Source organism: Thioalkalivibrio sp. ALD1 (genome assembly GCF_000381245.1).
Classification (GTDB): domain Bacteria; phylum Pseudomonadota; class Gammaproteobacteria; order Ectothiorhodospirales; family Ectothiorhodospiraceae; genus Thioalkalivibrio.
In genome coordinates, this window is the sequence record NZ_KB906241.1 from 1 (window position 1) to 13326 (window position 13326).

15 protein-coding genes are annotated in these 13326 nt (G+C 66.5%); 9 read left to right on the plus strand and 6 right to left on the minus strand.

Annotated elements, in window-relative coordinates; translation table 11 throughout:
- Nucleotides 1-195 precede the first annotated feature (195 nt).
- On the plus strand, nucleotides 196-1188 hold the full coding sequence (locus F623_RS0100005) for an IS110 family transposase (RefSeq protein ID WP_018862131.1): 993 nt from the start codon (nucleotides 196-198) through the stop codon (nucleotides 1186-1188).
- Between the two features lie 38 nt (nucleotides 1189-1226).
- Here F623_RS0100005 and ilvD read toward each other — a convergent pair whose 3' ends face one another.
- Nucleotides 1227-3131: a dihydroxy-acid dehydratase gene (gene ilvD, locus F623_RS0100010; protein ID WP_018862717.1), complete on the minus strand. Its 1905-nt coding sequence runs from the start codon at nucleotides 3129-3131 to the stop codon at nucleotides 1227-1229.
- 82 nt (nucleotides 3132-3213) lie between these two features.
- On the opposite strand from ilvD, the gene F623_RS0100015 reads away from it, so the two are divergent.
- The 3 genes from F623_RS0100015 to argA all read left to right on the plus strand — a co-directional run bounded on the left by F623_RS0100015 (nucleotide 3214) and on the right by argA (nucleotide 5421).
- On the plus strand, nucleotides 3214-3486 hold the full coding sequence (locus F623_RS0100015) for a heavy-metal-associated domain-containing protein (protein WP_018862716.1): 273 nt from the start codon (nucleotides 3214-3216) through the stop codon (nucleotides 3484-3486).
- Nucleotides 3487-3501: 15 nt separating this feature from the next.
- Nucleotides 3502-3972, plus strand: coding sequence for a DUF192 domain-containing protein (locus tag F623_RS0100020; protein ID WP_018862715.1), 471 nt, complete (start codon nucleotides 3502-3504; stop codon nucleotides 3970-3972).
- A gap of 78 nt (nucleotides 3973-4050) precedes the next feature.
- Nucleotides 4051-5421 (plus strand): amino-acid N-acetyltransferase, encoded by a 1371-nt coding sequence (gene argA, locus F623_RS0100025; RefSeq protein ID WP_081616609.1) that lies wholly within the window; start codon nucleotides 4051-4053, stop codon nucleotides 5419-5421.
- Between the two features lie 27 nt (nucleotides 5422-5448).
- On the opposite strand, the gene F623_RS0100030 is transcribed toward argA, so the two are convergent.
- The gene (locus F623_RS0100030; protein ID WP_018862713.1) at nucleotides 5449-6327 is read right to left on the minus strand and encodes a sterol desaturase family protein; all 879 of its coding nucleotides are present in this window, start codon (nucleotides 6325-6327) and stop codon (nucleotides 5449-5451) included.
- A 45-nt stretch (nucleotides 6328-6372) separates the two neighbouring features.
- Complete coding sequence (dksA, locus tag F623_RS0100035) at nucleotides 6373-6798, minus strand: RNA polymerase-binding protein DksA (RefSeq protein WP_012983659.1); 426 nt, start codon at nucleotides 6796-6798, stop codon at nucleotides 6373-6375.
- Between the two features lie 141 nt (nucleotides 6799-6939).
- Between dksA and F623_RS0100040 the strand changes: the two genes are divergently transcribed.
- From F623_RS0100040 to murU, 3 genes are read left to right on the plus strand one after another with little or no spacing between them, the layout of a single operon-like run.
- Nucleotides 6940-7737, plus strand: coding sequence for a phosphodiesterase (locus F623_RS0100040; protein ID WP_019572124.1), 798 nt, complete (start codon nucleotides 6940-6942; stop codon nucleotides 7735-7737).
- Nucleotides 7734-8720 (plus strand): aminoglycoside phosphotransferase family protein, encoded by a 987-nt coding sequence (locus F623_RS0100045; protein ID WP_018868719.1) that lies wholly within the window; start codon nucleotides 7734-7736, stop codon nucleotides 8718-8720. The genes F623_RS0100040 and F623_RS0100045 overlap by 4 nt, the downstream gene beginning before the upstream one ends.
- Nucleotides 8720-9412 (plus strand): N-acetylmuramate alpha-1-phosphate uridylyltransferase MurU, encoded by a 693-nt coding sequence (gene murU / locus F623_RS0100050; protein WP_018862710.1) that lies wholly within the window; start codon nucleotides 8720-8722, stop codon nucleotides 9410-9412. Before F623_RS0100045 ends, murU begins: the two co-directional genes overlap by 1 nt.
- Here the strand turns inward: murU and F623_RS0100055 are convergent.
- The 3 genes from F623_RS0100055 to F623_RS0100065 are packed head-to-tail and all read right to left on the minus strand — an operon-like array spanning nucleotide 9397 to nucleotide 11291.
- Entirely contained in the window at nucleotides 9397-9882 is a 486-nt protein-coding gene (locus F623_RS0100055; protein ID WP_018862709.1) for a DsrE family protein, read from the minus strand. The genes murU and F623_RS0100055 overlap by 16 nt on opposite strands.
- A gap of 40 nt (nucleotides 9883-9922) precedes the next feature.
- Nucleotides 9923-10738, minus strand: coding sequence for a hypothetical protein (locus tag F623_RS0100060; protein ID WP_018862708.1), 816 nt, complete (start codon nucleotides 10736-10738; stop codon nucleotides 9923-9925).
- Nucleotides 10731-11291 (minus strand): RNA polymerase sigma factor, encoded by a 561-nt coding sequence (locus F623_RS0100065; RefSeq protein ID WP_018862707.1) that lies wholly within the window; start codon nucleotides 11289-11291, stop codon nucleotides 10731-10733. Before F623_RS0100065 ends, F623_RS0100060 begins: the two co-directional genes overlap by 8 nt.
- A 145-nt stretch (nucleotides 11292-11436) precedes the next feature.
- On the opposite strand from F623_RS0100065, the gene F623_RS0100070 reads away from it, so the two are divergent.
- Together F623_RS0100070 and F623_RS0100075 are read left to right on the plus strand one after the other, a co-directional pair.
- Nucleotides 11437-11880 (plus strand): hypothetical protein, encoded by a 444-nt coding sequence (locus F623_RS0100070; RefSeq protein ID WP_018862706.1) that lies wholly within the window; start codon nucleotides 11437-11439, stop codon nucleotides 11878-11880.
- A gap of 2 nt (nucleotides 11881-11882) precedes the next feature.
- Nucleotides 11883-13319, plus strand: a complete 1437-nt coding sequence (locus F623_RS0100075) for a glutamate--cysteine ligase GCS2 (protein ID WP_018862705.1) — start codon at nucleotides 11883-11885, stop codon at nucleotides 13317-13319.
- Nucleotides 13320-13326: the final 7 nt, after the last annotated feature.

A 13326-nucleotide genomic window follows, 5' to 3' on the forward strand; every position in this document is an offset into this window, starting at 1 on the left:
CGCATCCTTGTGTCTTGCGGTTCACGGATCGCTACCATGGACCGCACCGGACTCGGGGTAACCCGATCGCATCCTGAGGTCACGAACCTGTGCCGTAGATGGGCCCCCGAGTCCTTTTTCATCTCGAAGTTTGAACGGTATCCAAGCTCCCCGTGAAGGGCGGGTGAGGCTGTACGGACAAGGTGAGAGGACGAGATGGCTCATATTGGCATTGATGTCAGCAAGAACAAGCTCGACTGCATGTGGGTCCGGGATCTGGAGGCGGGCAAGGTCAAGCCGAAGGTATTCCCGAACCGCCAGGACCAGTACCCGGAGTTGCTGCGCTGGCTGCAGCGCAACACGGGTGAAGCGCCCGAGACGCTTCAGGTGTATCTGGAAGCCACCGGCATCTATCACGAACCGCTAGCCTACTGGCTGCATGAGCAGGGGGTTCGGGTCTATGTGCTGAACCCGGCTCAGGTGCGCTTCCACGCCCAAGGCATGGGGGTGCGCAACAAGACGGATCGCAAGGACAGCATGATGCTGGCGCGTTACGGCATCGAGCGCGCGCCACGGCGCTGGCAACCTGAGCCGCCCGAGGTGCGGGAGCTCAAACGCCTGCTCAGCCGGCTGGAAGCCCTTGAGCAGGACATCCGGCGCGAGGAGAATCGCCTGGAGAAGGCGCAGTTCAGCGAGGACACCCTCGCCCAGGCGTCGATCGACAACGTGCTGCAAGCCCTGCGCGAGGAATACCGTCGGCTACAGCAGCAGATCGATGATCACTTCGACGCGCATGATCATCTCAAGCGGGATCGGGCCTTGCTGGAGAGCATCCCCGGCATCGGCCGGGTGTTGTCGGCGTCGATGGCCGCGACGTTGCGCAGCCGTGCGTTCACGAGTGCTCGGCAGGCGGCGGCGTTCCATGGACTGGTACCGGTCCTGCAGGAGTCCGGGACCTCGGTCCAGCGACCCCCGCGGCTGGCGAAGGCCGGCTCGGGGCGGCTGCGCAAAACGCTCTACATGGCCGCCGTCGTGGCCAGCCGCCACAACCCGGACGTACGGCACCAGTACCACCGTCTTCTGAGGCGGGGCAAGGCCAAGATGGCCGCGATCGGGGCAGCCATGCGCAAGCTCCTGCACATCGCCTTCGGCGTCCTCAAGTCGCAAACTCCGTATCAACCCCGAAATGACACGCCTTGCACCTCATAGGGCAAGACGGTATCTACGACCCTGCTGGTAGCCCTCGGTCAGTCCTCGAAGCGGGAGATGTCGCGCACCGCGCCGAAGGCGGCGGAGGTCGTCATCAGGGCGTAGGCACGCAGGGCCTGGGTGACCTCACGCTTGCGCGATTCGGGCTTCCAGGCCTTCGCGCCACGGGCCTCCATCGCCGCGCGGCGGGCCGCCAGGGTAGCGTCGTCGACGTCAATGCGGATCTCGCGCCCGGGGATGTCGATCACGATGGTGTCGCCCTCCTCGATCAGACCGATCGCGCCGCCCTGCGCGGCCTCCGGCGAGACGTGGCCGATGGACAGGCCGGAGGTGCCCCCGGAGAAGCGCCCGTCGGTGATCAACGCGCATTCCTTGCCCAGCCCCTTGGACTTCAGATACGAAGTCGGGTAGAGCATCTCCTGCATGCCGGGGCCGCCCTTCGGGCCCTCGTAGCGGATGATCACGACGTCACCCGCCTGAATCTGGTCACCAAGGATAGCCTCGACGGCCGATTCCTGACTTTCGAAGATACGGGCCGGGCCGGAGAAGACACGGATCGTCGAAGTGGGCACGCTGGTGGTGTAGCGCAGCTGCTGCGTTTCGAACATGCTCTCGTCGACGCCCGCGGTCTTCACGATGCAGCCGTCCGGGGCCATGTTGCCGTAGAGCACGGCCAGGCCGCCGTCCTGCGAGTAGGCATGTTCGATGTCGCGGATGCAGCCGTTCTCGCGGTCGATGTCGAGGCTGTCCCAGGTCTTGTCCTGGCTGAACGCGACTTGGGTGGGCACGCCGCCCGGCGCGGCCTTGTACAGCGTCTCGGAAGCGGCGGCGTGAAGCATCACGTCCCACTGCTCCAGCGCCTGGCCCATAGTGTCGGCGTGTACGGTCGGGACATCGCGGTGGATCAGCCCGCCGCGATCCAGCTCCGCGAGGATGCCGACCACGCCGCCGGCGCGGTGCACGTCTTCCATGTGGTAGAGCTGGGTGGCCGGGGCCACCTTGCACAGGTTCGGGACCTTTCGCGACAGGCGGTCGATGTCCGCCATGGTGAAGTCCACGTCGCCCTCGCGCGCGGCCGCCAGCAGGTGCAGCACGGTATTGGTGGAGCCGCCCATCGCGATGTCCAGGCTCATCGCGTTCTCGAAGGCCTCGAAGGTGGCGATCGAACGCGGCAGCACGGATTCGTCGTCCTGCTCGTAGTAGCGCTTGGCGAGCTCGACCACGCGCCGGCCGGCCTGTTCGAACAGCGACTTGCGCCCGGCATGGGTGGCCAGCAGCGAGCCGTTGCCCGGCAGCGACAGGCCCAGGGCCTCGGTCAGGCAGTTCATCGAATTGGCGGTGAACATGCCGGAGCAGGAGCCGCAGGTCGGGCAGGCGGAGCGCTCGATGGCCTCCACCTCCTCGTCGCTGGCGCTGGAGTCTGCGGCCTTGACCATCGCGTCCACCAGGTCCAGGTGGATCACGTTGTCGCTGCCCGGTGCCTGCACCTTGCCGGCCTCCATCGGGCCGCCGGAGACGAACACCACCGGGATGTTCAGGCGCATCGCGGCCATCAGCATCCCCGGGGTGATCTTGTCGCAGTTGGAGATGCACACCAGCGCGTCGGCGCAGTGGGCATTGACCATGTACTCCACCGAATCGGCGATGATCTCGCGCGAGGGCAGCGAATAGAGCATCCCGCCGTGACCCATCGCGATGCCGTCGTCCACCGCGATGGTGTTGAACTCCTTGGCCACACCACCGGCCTTCTCCACCTCGCCGGCGACCAACTGGCCCAGATCCTTCAGGTGCACGTGCCCGGGCACGAACTGGGTGAAGGAGTTGGCAATGGCGATGATCGGCTTGCCGAAGTCGCCATCCTTCATGCCGGTGGCGCGCCACAGGGCACGGGCGCCGGCCATGTTGCGGCCGTGGGTGGTGGTGCGGGAACGATAGGCGGGCATGGTCGGGTCTCGTGAACGTTTATGCAGATGCGGAATCGTACATAATGAACAGTACAAACCCCAGTATCCCGAGGTGCAGTCCATGAAAATTGAGGTTGAAAACATCAAGTGCGGTGGCTGTGCGAACTCCATCCGCAAGGGCCTGATGCAGGTCGAGGGTGTGGAGAGCGCGAAGGTCGATGTTGAAGGCGGGGCGGTCGAGGTCGACGCGCCGGAAAGCGCCCGCGAGGCGGTGGCCGCCAAGCTCGCCAGCATGGGCTACCCCGAGACCGGCTCGGTCTCCGGTCTGCGCTCCGCCAGCGCCAAGGCCAAGTCCTTCGCCAGCTGCGCCGTGGGCCGCATGAGCGGCGACTAACCGGCAGCAGACGAGATGCACTCAATCCCGCGTATTGCGCCCGCCCTCGTGGCGGGCGCAGCTTTGCTGGGGGTCCTGCTGCTGTGGGGCTCGCCTCAGGCCGGGCCCGGCCTGCCGGTCACCGAGCTCAAGGTCGGCGAGCGCACGCTCAGCGTGGAGATCGCGGCCGACGAGCCGGCACGCCGTCAGGGCCTGATGCACCGCGAGGAACTGGCCGACGACCAGGGGATGCTGTTCGTATGGGATCACCCGGCGCGCTACGCGATGTGGATGCGCAACACCTACATCCCGCTGGACGTCGCGTTCATCGACGCCGACTACCGCATCACCAACATCGAGACCATGGAACCACAGACCACCACCCTGCACGAAGCCAAACGCGACGTGCTCTATGCGCTGGAGGTCAACGCGGGCTGGTTTGAGGAAAACGACGTCAGCGCCGGCGACCGGATCGACGACCTCCCGCGCGCGCTGGGCAAGAAATAGCTCAGATCTCACACTGATGCGCGCGCGGCGCGCTTTCCCTACACTGTCCGACAAGCCCATCCGCGCGCGGACACGCCCGTGAACCCTCCCGCCACCGCCAGTGCCACGCCCGGCGCGCCCAGCGAAACCCGCGCCGCCCCGCACCCCTCGGAACTCGACTGGTTCCGCGGGGCGGTGCCGTATATCGCCGCTCACCGGGGTCGGACGATGGTTATCGCGCTGGCCGGCGAGGCCGCGCTGGCACCGGAGTTCCCGGAGCTGATGCGCGATATCGCCAAGCTGCACGCCCTCGGGGTGCGCGTGGTGCTGGTCTATGGCGTACGCCCCCAGATCGAGGCCCGGCTCGCCGAGCGCGGTCTGACGCCGCAGTACGCGGAGGGCCTGCGGGTCACCGACGCGCCGGCGCTGGAGGCAGTGCTGGATGCAGTCGGCCGGCTGCGCCTGCAGATCGAGGGGCTGCTGTCGCGCAGCCTTGGTCAGCCGGGCACCGGCAATGCACGACTGCGCGTGGCCAGCGGTAACTTCGTCACCGCGCGCCCCCTTGGCGTGCGCGGCGGCGTGGACTTTCACTACACCGGCGAGGTGCGCGGGGTCGATACCGAGGCCCTGCGCAACCTGCTGGACCGGGAACAGGTGGCGCTGGTTTCGCCGCTGGGGTACTCGCCCACCGGCGAGGTGTTCAACCTCTCGGGCGAGGACGTGGCGACCCAGGTCGCGATCGCCCTGAACGCGGACAAGCTGATCTTCCTGACCGAGGCGGGGGTCCTGCGCGATCCGGAACACGGGGTCCTGGGCCAGCTGACCGTGCCCGCCGCGGAACGGCTCCTGGCGGAAGCGGACGATCTGCCGGAGGAGCTGGCCAACCACCTCAAGAGCGCGATCGATGCCTGCCGCCAGCGCGAGATGCGCGTCCATCTGGTGGATCGCCATGACGATGGCGGGCTGCTGATCGAGCTGTTCACCCGCCAGGGGATCGGAACGCTGGTCTCGCGCGAACCGCTGGAGCGGCTGCGTCAGGCGACGATCGACGATGTCGGCGGCATCCATGCCCTGCTGCAGCCGCTGGAGGCCGAGGGCATCCTGGTCCATCGTGCGCGCGAGCATCTGGAACTGGAGATCGAGCGCTTCCAGGTGCTGGATGTCGACGGTCTGATCATCGGCACCGCCGCGCTGTATCCGTTTGGCGAACAGGCGGCGGAGATCGCCTGTCTGGCCCTGCACGCCGACTATCGTGGCAGCGGCCGGGGCGACCGCCTGCTGGCGGCAATGGAGTCACTGGCGCGGGAACAGGGCGCACGGCAGCTGTTCGTATTGACGACCCGCACCGCGCAGTGGTTTCAGGAGCGCGGCTACACGACCGGCCAGGTCAACGATCTGCCGCCCGAGCGGCGCGCGCACTACAACCAGGCGCGCAACTCCCGGGTCTACACGAAGCGGCTCCAGCCCTGAACCCTGCCGCCCGCGGCAGCCGCGCCGTCAGCGCCGTCGGTGGGTGACCTCCTCGCTCGACCCCCGCTCGGTCTCGGGCCGGCGATTGATCGGATAGCTGTCGGCGGGCCCGACGAAGGGCTGGATCAGCATGCGATCGAGCCGCTCCCAGGTGGGATCGCGAAACTGGTTGAGCCCGATGGTCATCCCCTCGTGCCCGTCCTGCGGCTGCGCCCGGTAAGTCCCCATAACCCGATCCCAGAGCGAGAGGTTGAATCCGAAGTTCGAGTTGGTCTCGTGCGGATACCAGGAGTGGTGGACACGGTGGAAGTCCGGCGTGACGACGAACCAGCGCAACACCCGGTCCACCGGGGCCGGCATGCGCACGTTGGAGTGGTTGAACAGAGCCAGCGAGCTGAGGATGACCTCGAAGATCAGTACCGCCAGGGCCGGGGCGCCGATTGCGACCACCACCATGGCCTTGATGCCGAACGACAGCAGGATCTCCAGGGGGTGGAAGCGCAGGCCAGTGGTCAAGTCGAAGTCGAGATCGGCGTGGTGCATGCGATGCAGCCGCCACAGCGACGGGATGGCATGAAACATCACGTGCTGCGCCCAGATCGCGAAATCGAGGACCACGACCGCAATCAGCACGACCAGCCAGAAGGGCAGATCCAGCACCTGCAACAATCCCCAGCCCTGGGTCTCGACGAAGAGCCCCAGACCCACCAGACCCGCCGGGAACAGGAACCGGGTCAGCAGCGTGCCGGTAATTACCACACCCCAGTTGTTCGACCAGCGATAGGCCTTGCCCACCGACAGGGGGCGCCGCGGCCCCAGAATCTCCCAGGTCGCCATGATCGCGAGAACGGACAACAGGATACCGATTCGAATAATCGGCTCCTGCGCCAGAAACCAGTCCGTCATGCGTGTGCCCTACGTGTCACTATGGGCGCCAGGGTGCGCCTGTATCTACTGACCGAAGCGGGCCTCGTTGCGTTCATGGGCTTCCTGGGCAGCTACGCTCAGCGTGGCGATCGGGCGCGCCTCCAAGCGGGCGATGCCGATCGGCTCGCCGGTCTCCTCGCAATAGCCGTATTCACCCAGATCAATACGTGCCAGGGCCGCATCGATCTTGTTCAGCAGCTTGCGGTAGCGATCCCGCGTGCGCAGCTCCAGCCCGGCGTCGGCCTCGTGGGTCGCGCGGTCGTTGGGGTCCGGTTCCTGCCAGCTCTCGGTGCGCAGGTGTTCGAGCGTCTGCTCGGACTCCTCGATCAGCTCCGCACGCCAGGCTTCGAGCTTGGCGCGAAAGTAGTCCAGCTGACGCGGATTCATGTAGGGTTCGTCCTCGGACGGACGATACCCGGACTCCAGGATGGTTTCGGCTTCTTGGCTCATATCGGCCCCTCGCCGGACCGTCTTCCGACCCCATGTCGGAACGGACCCGGCACGACGACAGGTACACCCGATCCAGTATAGGGCACTTCCCCGCGCGGACGGCAACCGCCGCGCAACAATCGCCGGACTTCATGGGAACCCATGCACACCATGACGACTATGCAGCGCCTGATCCAGATCAGTGATACCCACCTGGGCCGCGACCCCGGGCCGATCCGGGCCGGTTACCCGGACAGCGACACCCAACTGGCGCGAATTCTGGACGCGCTGCCCCGGGAACCGGCGGCGGACGTCCTGCTGCTGAGCGGCGATCTGGCCGAGGACCCGGAACCCGCCACCTACGCGCGGCTGACGAAGCGGCTGCGAGCACGCCACGAATCGATGCTGGCGCTCGCCGGTAACCACGACGATTCGCAGACCCTGCGCGCGGCACTGGAGCCCGGAACCTGCCAGGTCCATGGCGAGAGGATGCTGGGCCCCTGGAAGCTGGTCGGACTGGATTCCAGCACCCCCGGCGAGGCGGCCGGGCGTCTGGACGCGGCAGAGTGCGAACGACTGGAACGAAGCCTGTCGGCCGATCCGGACCGCCCCACGATCGTCGCGCTGCACCATCCGCCGGTGGCCATCGGCAGCGCCTGGATGGATCGGCTGGGGCTGCTCGATCCGGACGCGCTGTTCACGGTGCTCGACCGCCATCCGCAGGTGCGCGCCTGCCTGTTCGGGCACATCCACCAGGATTTCCGGGTCCGACGGGGCACAGTCGAATTCCTCGGTTGCCCGTCGACCTGCGTCCAGTTCTCACCGGGCTCCGAAGAGTTCGCCGTGGATGCGGCCCTGGACGCCGGCTACCGCGTCCTGGATCTGTACCCGGATGGGCGATTCAAGACACAGGTGGTCCGGGTGCCCGGGACCCACACAGCCGCGGGACATTTGGCATGAGGACTCAGGACACCCGCATCCACGCGCTGCAGCGATGGCTGGATACCCTGCCCGGGGAATTCGAGGGTCTGCATCTGCTGCGCGCGGATGCGAGCTTTCGCCGCTATTTCCGTGCACGCCGGGACGGGATGTCGGTGGTGATCATGGACGCCCCGCCCGAACGCGAGGCGACCGGGCCCTTCGTGCGGATCGCCTGGCTTCTGGAGGATCTGGGGCTGCGCCCCCCCGGGGTACTGGAACACGATCCCGACTCGGGCTTCGTGCTGCTGGAGGACCTGGGGGACCGCACCTTCACCCGGGCCCTGGCCGAGGGGGCGGACGAATGGCCGCTGTACCGGCACGCCCTGGATACGCTGGCTACACTCCATCAGCGCTGGCCGGAAAACGGACGCGCAGATGGCATCCCTCCCTACAACCACGAGCGCCTGCTCGCAGAGACGGGCCTGTACGCGGACTGGTACTGGCCGCGATTGAACGGCCGGGCGATGCCGGAACCGATGCGCGCCGATTTCGACGCCGCGTGGCACCAGGCCCTGGATGCCCTGCCGAACCTCCCGGAAACCCTGGTGCTGCGCGATTTCCATGTCGACAACCTGATGCTGCCCCCCGGCGACAAACAGGCCTGCGCGCTGCTGGACTTTCAGGATGCGGTCATCGGCAGTCCCGCCTATGACGTGGTCTCGCTACTGGAAGACGCGCGCCGCGAGGTCTCGGCCGACACCGTCACCCACGGGCTCGAACACTATCTGTCCATGGTGGACATGCCCCGCGCGTCGTTCATGACGCACTATCGCGTGCTTGGCGTGCAGCGCACGGTGAAGATCCTGGGCATCTTCGTGCGCCTGGCCGAACGCGACGGCAAACCCCGCTATCTGGAGCACCTGCCGCGCCTGCACCGGCTACTGGAACAGGGCCTGCGTCACCCGGAGCTGGAGCCGGTCGCTCGCTGGTTCGCCGCCCACACGGACAGGGAGCACGCCTGATGCGAGCGATGATCCTGGCCGCCGGACGCGGCGAACGCATGCGCCCGCTCACCGACCATTGCCCGAAACCACTGCTCCCGGTCGCCGGGCGCCCGCTGATCGCCTATACCCTGGAACGCCTGGCCCGGGCCGGCTACCGCACGGTAGTGATCAACACCGCACACTTGGGCGAACAGATCCGCGAGACGCTGGGTGCCGAATATGCAGGCACGCGGCTGTTGTACTCCGAAGAGCCGGAGGGAGCACTGGAAACCGCGGGGGGCATTCGCCAGGCCCTGCCCATGCTGGGCGACGGGCCGTTTCTGGTGGTCAATGGCGATGTCTGGTGCGAACACCCCCTCGACCCACCCGCCGAACAGGCCCTTGCGGAAGGCGGCCGGCTCGCGCACCTGGTGCTGGTAGACAACCCGCCTCACCACCTCCGGGGCGACTTTCGGCTCTCCGGCAGGCAAGTATCACTGGATACGGGCACACCGCTGACCTTCAGCGGCATTGGCTGGTATCACCCCGCGCTGTTCGCAGGCCTGCCTGAAGGGCGCTGCCCGCTCGGTCCCCTTCTGCGCGAGGCCGTCGACCACGGTCAGGTGAGCGGGGAACACTACACGGGGGACTGGCGCGACATCGGCACGCCCGAGCGCCTCGCGGCGCTGGAGACGGACATCGACCGGCGCCGACATCACGGCTTGATGTAGGTATACCCCGCACGCTGGAGTCGGGTCAGCTCGCCAATACCCGAGGGCACACGGTCCTCGGGCTGGGCATCGTAAAGGTCGTCCAGACCGATTCCCCGCTTATCCAGCGTGTTGCCGCACACGAGAAAGCGGACATCCTGCATCTTCAGTGTATCCACCGTTGCGCGAAGGTCCGGTTCATCGTTCGCGTACTGCAACAGGTTGACCCCGCCACCGTGCATCACGACCTTGATCTCCAGGCGATCCACACCGCTCCCGTCGATATGGTTTTGCAGATTGCGCAGGGCGTTCAGGTGCAGGGCCGGATCATCGGCGTTGATGTGGTAGACCACCTGCAGTGTGTCGTCGGCATCAGCGGCAACGCCGTTTGGCTCGGGCGCAAACAACGCCCAGGTGACCCCCAGCGACAGGACGAAAAGCGCCCCGGCCAGCAGCCCGCCCCGGCGCAGGAGAAAAGAGAGGACCTTCATCGCCAACTTGGCCCGACGAGACTACCCGCGACCGGGCCGATCATACCTTGATGTAGATCCAGCCTTCGGCCTGGCGGCGCGCGGCCTCGGCCACGCCGGAATCGATTCGTTCCGCCTGCGGGAGAATGTCCACCGTACCGCCCTCCTCACGCGCCAGACGTTCGAGCGTCTGGGCACAGGCCGTGAAACGCAGGCTCGAATATTCCTGGCTCAGCGCCGCGACACGCTCGGGATAAGGAGCCCGGTCCGTGCGCAGGAAGTCCATCGCGTTGTTGTGCACCACGACCTGCACGTTCAACTCGCGACCATCGGCCGCCGCGTCGCGGTACATCGCCTCGATGTCGTCCAGCAACTCGGCCATGGATTTCGGGTCGGCCTCGTTGATATGCAGCAGGATCTGGTCGGTCTCGGTCGCCGCGATGACCTGCGGCGCGTAGCCGCCAGCATGATCGCCGCGGGCAATCAGCGCCGTCTCGCCAGCGTCACCACCGATCCAGGCGGTCGGCTCGCCGCTGCCGAGGAAGCCGGCATCGCGCGTAATCTCGTAGCCCGCCAGCGACCCCAGCACCAGCGCCACGACCCCGGCCGCCATCGACGGAAACCAATGAGAACGCGGTGCCTGCGAAATCCGACAGCGTCCGCCGGCACCGGACTGGTCCGCCGGCACGTCCTCATAGGCCATGCTGACCAGCTCCTTGAGCTGATGCATGTCACAGACCTCGCGACTCAGCCGTTCGCTGGACGAGATCAATTTCAGCGTGTTGAGGCGATCCTCGGGCGAGAATTCGCCATCGACGAACGCGTTGAGAATCTCCTCGCTGGGGCGATCCTGCGCATTGAGACGGTGTTCAGCCATGCCGATTCCTCACTACCTGAAGATGGGGTCCATCGGCCGCTTGCCCCTTGTCGGCCTGCTGCTCCAACAACACCTTTTTCAGCTGCGCCCGAGCCCGGCTCAGGCGGCTCATGACCGTCCCGATCGGTACGTCCAGCACCTCCGAGACTTCCGAATACGCAAACCCCTCCAGGTCCACGAGCGACACCACCTGTCGGTGGTCGGCGCTTAACTGCGCCATCGCGCGGTGGACATCCGACACCATCCGGTTGCGTTCGGTCTGCATCTCCGGACAGTCCTCGCAGGGCAGCTCCATGCTGTCCACATCCACCGTGTCCTTCTGTCGTCTCCCCCAGTCCCGGTAACAGTTGGTCATGATGCGGAACACCCAGGCCTTCAGGGCGCTCTCGTCCTGCAGCGACTTCAGCCGCGTCAGGGCCTTCATCATCGCTTCCTGCACCAGGTCATCGGCCAGCGCGGCGTCGTGACACCAGGCAAATGCCATGCGGTACATCTGCGGTCGAAGGTCACAGACCTTCTGACGCAGCCGCCTCTGCGCGAACCAGGTCGCCATGTTGTATTTCCTCCATCCGCAGGGCCGTACGTGCGGCCTTGCTTGTTCTTGTACCTTGTAGGACGCTACCCAACGCAGCGCTATTCCGGACCACACAGCCTCCCCTTTGTGGACTGTGTCCCGAACCCCAGCTTCAGGATACCCAATGCCCTTCGATCCGCAACAACTGGAAGATTCTTTTGCGTTCGACCCAGAGACCACAAGCGATCTGCGTGAACGCTGGTCGCGCCTGATCACCAATGCCGTCTGGGGCGATTTGAAGACCGGAACCATCGGTGCCGTGCCACGCCTGCGCAAACGCCTGCTGGAGCTGGGCGAAAACCTGCGATCGCTGCTGTCCGACCGCGCCTGGATCCCGCACGAGCGCGAACGCGTGAAGGGGGCGATGGCCGCCGCACTCAACCTGCGCGACAGCCTGCAACAGACCGACCGCGCGGCGAAACTGCTGAACGGTGGCGAGGATTTCGCGGCCTTCGAGTCCGACTACCTGGCGTTTCGCAAGGTGCTACTGACCTTCCTCGAAAAGCACGAACAGGCCTGGGGCGATCTCCTCGAAAGCCTCTACGACGACGCGCCGGACGAGGACTGATCTTGGGCCAGGAGATCGCCGACGAGCACTTCGACGCGCAGGACTTCGAGCGGTTTCGCACTGCCCTGGTTCGTGAGACGGCGCTGCTGCACGAGTGGCTGGACCAACAGGCGGATAGTCCCGAAGCCCCGCCACGGCTCGGGTTCGAAATCGAAGCCTGGCTTTGCGACACCGCCGGGAGGCCCCTCCCCGTCAATCAGGGAGTCCTGGAGTCCATGGACAGCCCCCTGGCCACTCTGGAGCTCGCGCGGTTCAACCTCGAACTCAACTCATCGGTCTTCCGTGTGGGCCCCGGGTGTTTTGCAGCCATCTTTTCGGAATTGAACGAGACCCTGCGACAGGCGCGCCGCGCCGCCCGCCACCAGCATGCCGAGTTGTTGATGGCGGGCACGCTCCCGACCCTCCAGCCAGAGGACCTCGGCCTGCATCACATGTCGCCCCAGGCGCGTTACCGTGCCCTGAACGCGGCCGTACTGGAACAGCGGGCCCAACGGCCACTCAAGCTCGACATCGTCGGTCGCGAGCACCTGCAGCACGTTCATTGCGACGTGATGCTGGAGGCCCTGGCCACCTCGTTCCAGGTCCACACGGAGACCCGCCCGGCGATTGCCCACCGCGCCTACAACGCGAGCCTGGTGGCCAGCGCGCCCGTACTGGCTGCGGCCGGCAACACCCCGTTTGTGTTCGGGCACGACCTGTGGTGCGAGAGCCGTATCCCGGTGTTCGAGCAGTCGGTCGAGGTCGGCGGCTTCGCCGACAGCGCCCGCGGGCCGATCCGGCGTGTGACCTTTGGCACCGGCTACCTGCACCGCTCGATTGGCGAACTCTTTACCGAGAACCTGGAGCACTTTCCGGTGCTGCTGCCGGCGCAGCTGGATGCGCCACCCCGCGAACTGTGTCATGTAGCTCTGCACAACGGGACCATCTGGCGCTGGAACCGTCCCATCGTGGGTGTCGACGAACGCGGTCGACGTAACCTGCGCCTAGAGTTCCGCTGCCTGCCAGCCGGCCCGACCCTGATCGACATGCTGGCGAACACAGCGTTTGCGATGGGGCTCACCGAGCACCTGATTCACGAATCGGCCGACGGGACACTGGACACACCCTTCTCGGAGGCACGCGACAACTTCTACAATGCCGCGCGCTACGGGCTGGATTCCCGGCTACGCTGGGGGCACGCAGAGCCGGAACCGGCCCCCCGCCTGATCCGGCGGCAGCTCCTGCCCCGGGCCGCCGCGGGTCTGGACCACCTGGGTGTGGATCCGGCCGAGGCCAACAGTCTGCTCGGGATTATCGCGGCGCGCACCGCGGCGCGGCAGACCGGAGCGCAATGGCAACGCGACTGGGTGGAACGCCATGGACGCGACTGGGCCGGCCTCGTGCGCGCCTATCGCGGCTGGCAGAACACCGGCTCGCCGGTCCACACCTGGGGGCTCTGATTCGAAC

Bases quoted from the DNA above. Each gene is read 5' to 3' on its own strand.
- F623_RS0100020 (WP_018862715.1), top strand. From the start codon at position 3,502: ATGCACTCAATCCCGCGTATTGCGCCCGCCCTCGTGGCGGGCGCAGCT.
- F623_RS0100060 (WP_018862708.1), bottom strand. From the start codon at position 10,738: ATGGCTGAACACCGTCTCAATGCGCAGGATCGCCCCAGCGAGGAGATT.
- F623_RS0100005 (WP_018862131.1), top strand. From the start codon at position 196: ATGGCTCATATTGGCATTGATGTCAGCAAGAACAAGCTCGACTGCATG.
- F623_RS0100015 (WP_018862716.1), top strand. From the start codon at position 3,214: ATGAAAATTGAGGTTGAAAACATCAAGTGCGGTGGCTGTGCGAACTCC.
- F623_RS0100065 (WP_018862707.1), bottom strand. From the start codon at position 11,291: ATGGCGACCTGGTTCGCGCAGAGGCGGCTGCGTCAGAAGGTCTGTGAC.
- F623_RS0100040 (WP_019572124.1), top strand. From the start codon at position 6,940: ATGCACACCATGACGACTATGCAGCGCCTGATCCAGATCAGTGATACC.
- F623_RS0100055 (WP_018862709.1), bottom strand. From the start codon at position 9,882: ATGAAGGTCCTCTCTTTTCTCCTGCGCCGGGGCGGGCTGCTGGCCGGG.
- dksA (WP_012983659.1), bottom strand. From the start codon at position 6,798: ATGAGCCAAGAAGCCGAAACCATCCTGGAGTCCGGGTATCGTCCGTCC.
- ilvD (WP_018862717.1), bottom strand. From the start codon at position 3,131: ATGCCCGCCTATCGTTCCCGCACCACCACCCACGGCCGCAACATGGCC.
- F623_RS0100045 (WP_018868719.1), top strand. From the start codon at position 7,734: ATGAGGACTCAGGACACCCGCATCCACGCGCTGCAGCGATGGCTGGAT.
- murU (WP_018862710.1), top strand. From the start codon at position 8,720: ATGCGAGCGATGATCCTGGCCGCCGGACGCGGCGAACGCATGCGCCCG.
- F623_RS0100070 (WP_018862706.1), top strand. From the start codon at position 11,437: ATGCCCTTCGATCCGCAACAACTGGAAGATTCTTTTGCGTTCGACCCA.
- F623_RS0100030 (WP_018862713.1), bottom strand. From the start codon at position 6,327: ATGACGGACTGGTTTCTGGCGCAGGAGCCGATTATTCGAATCGGTATC.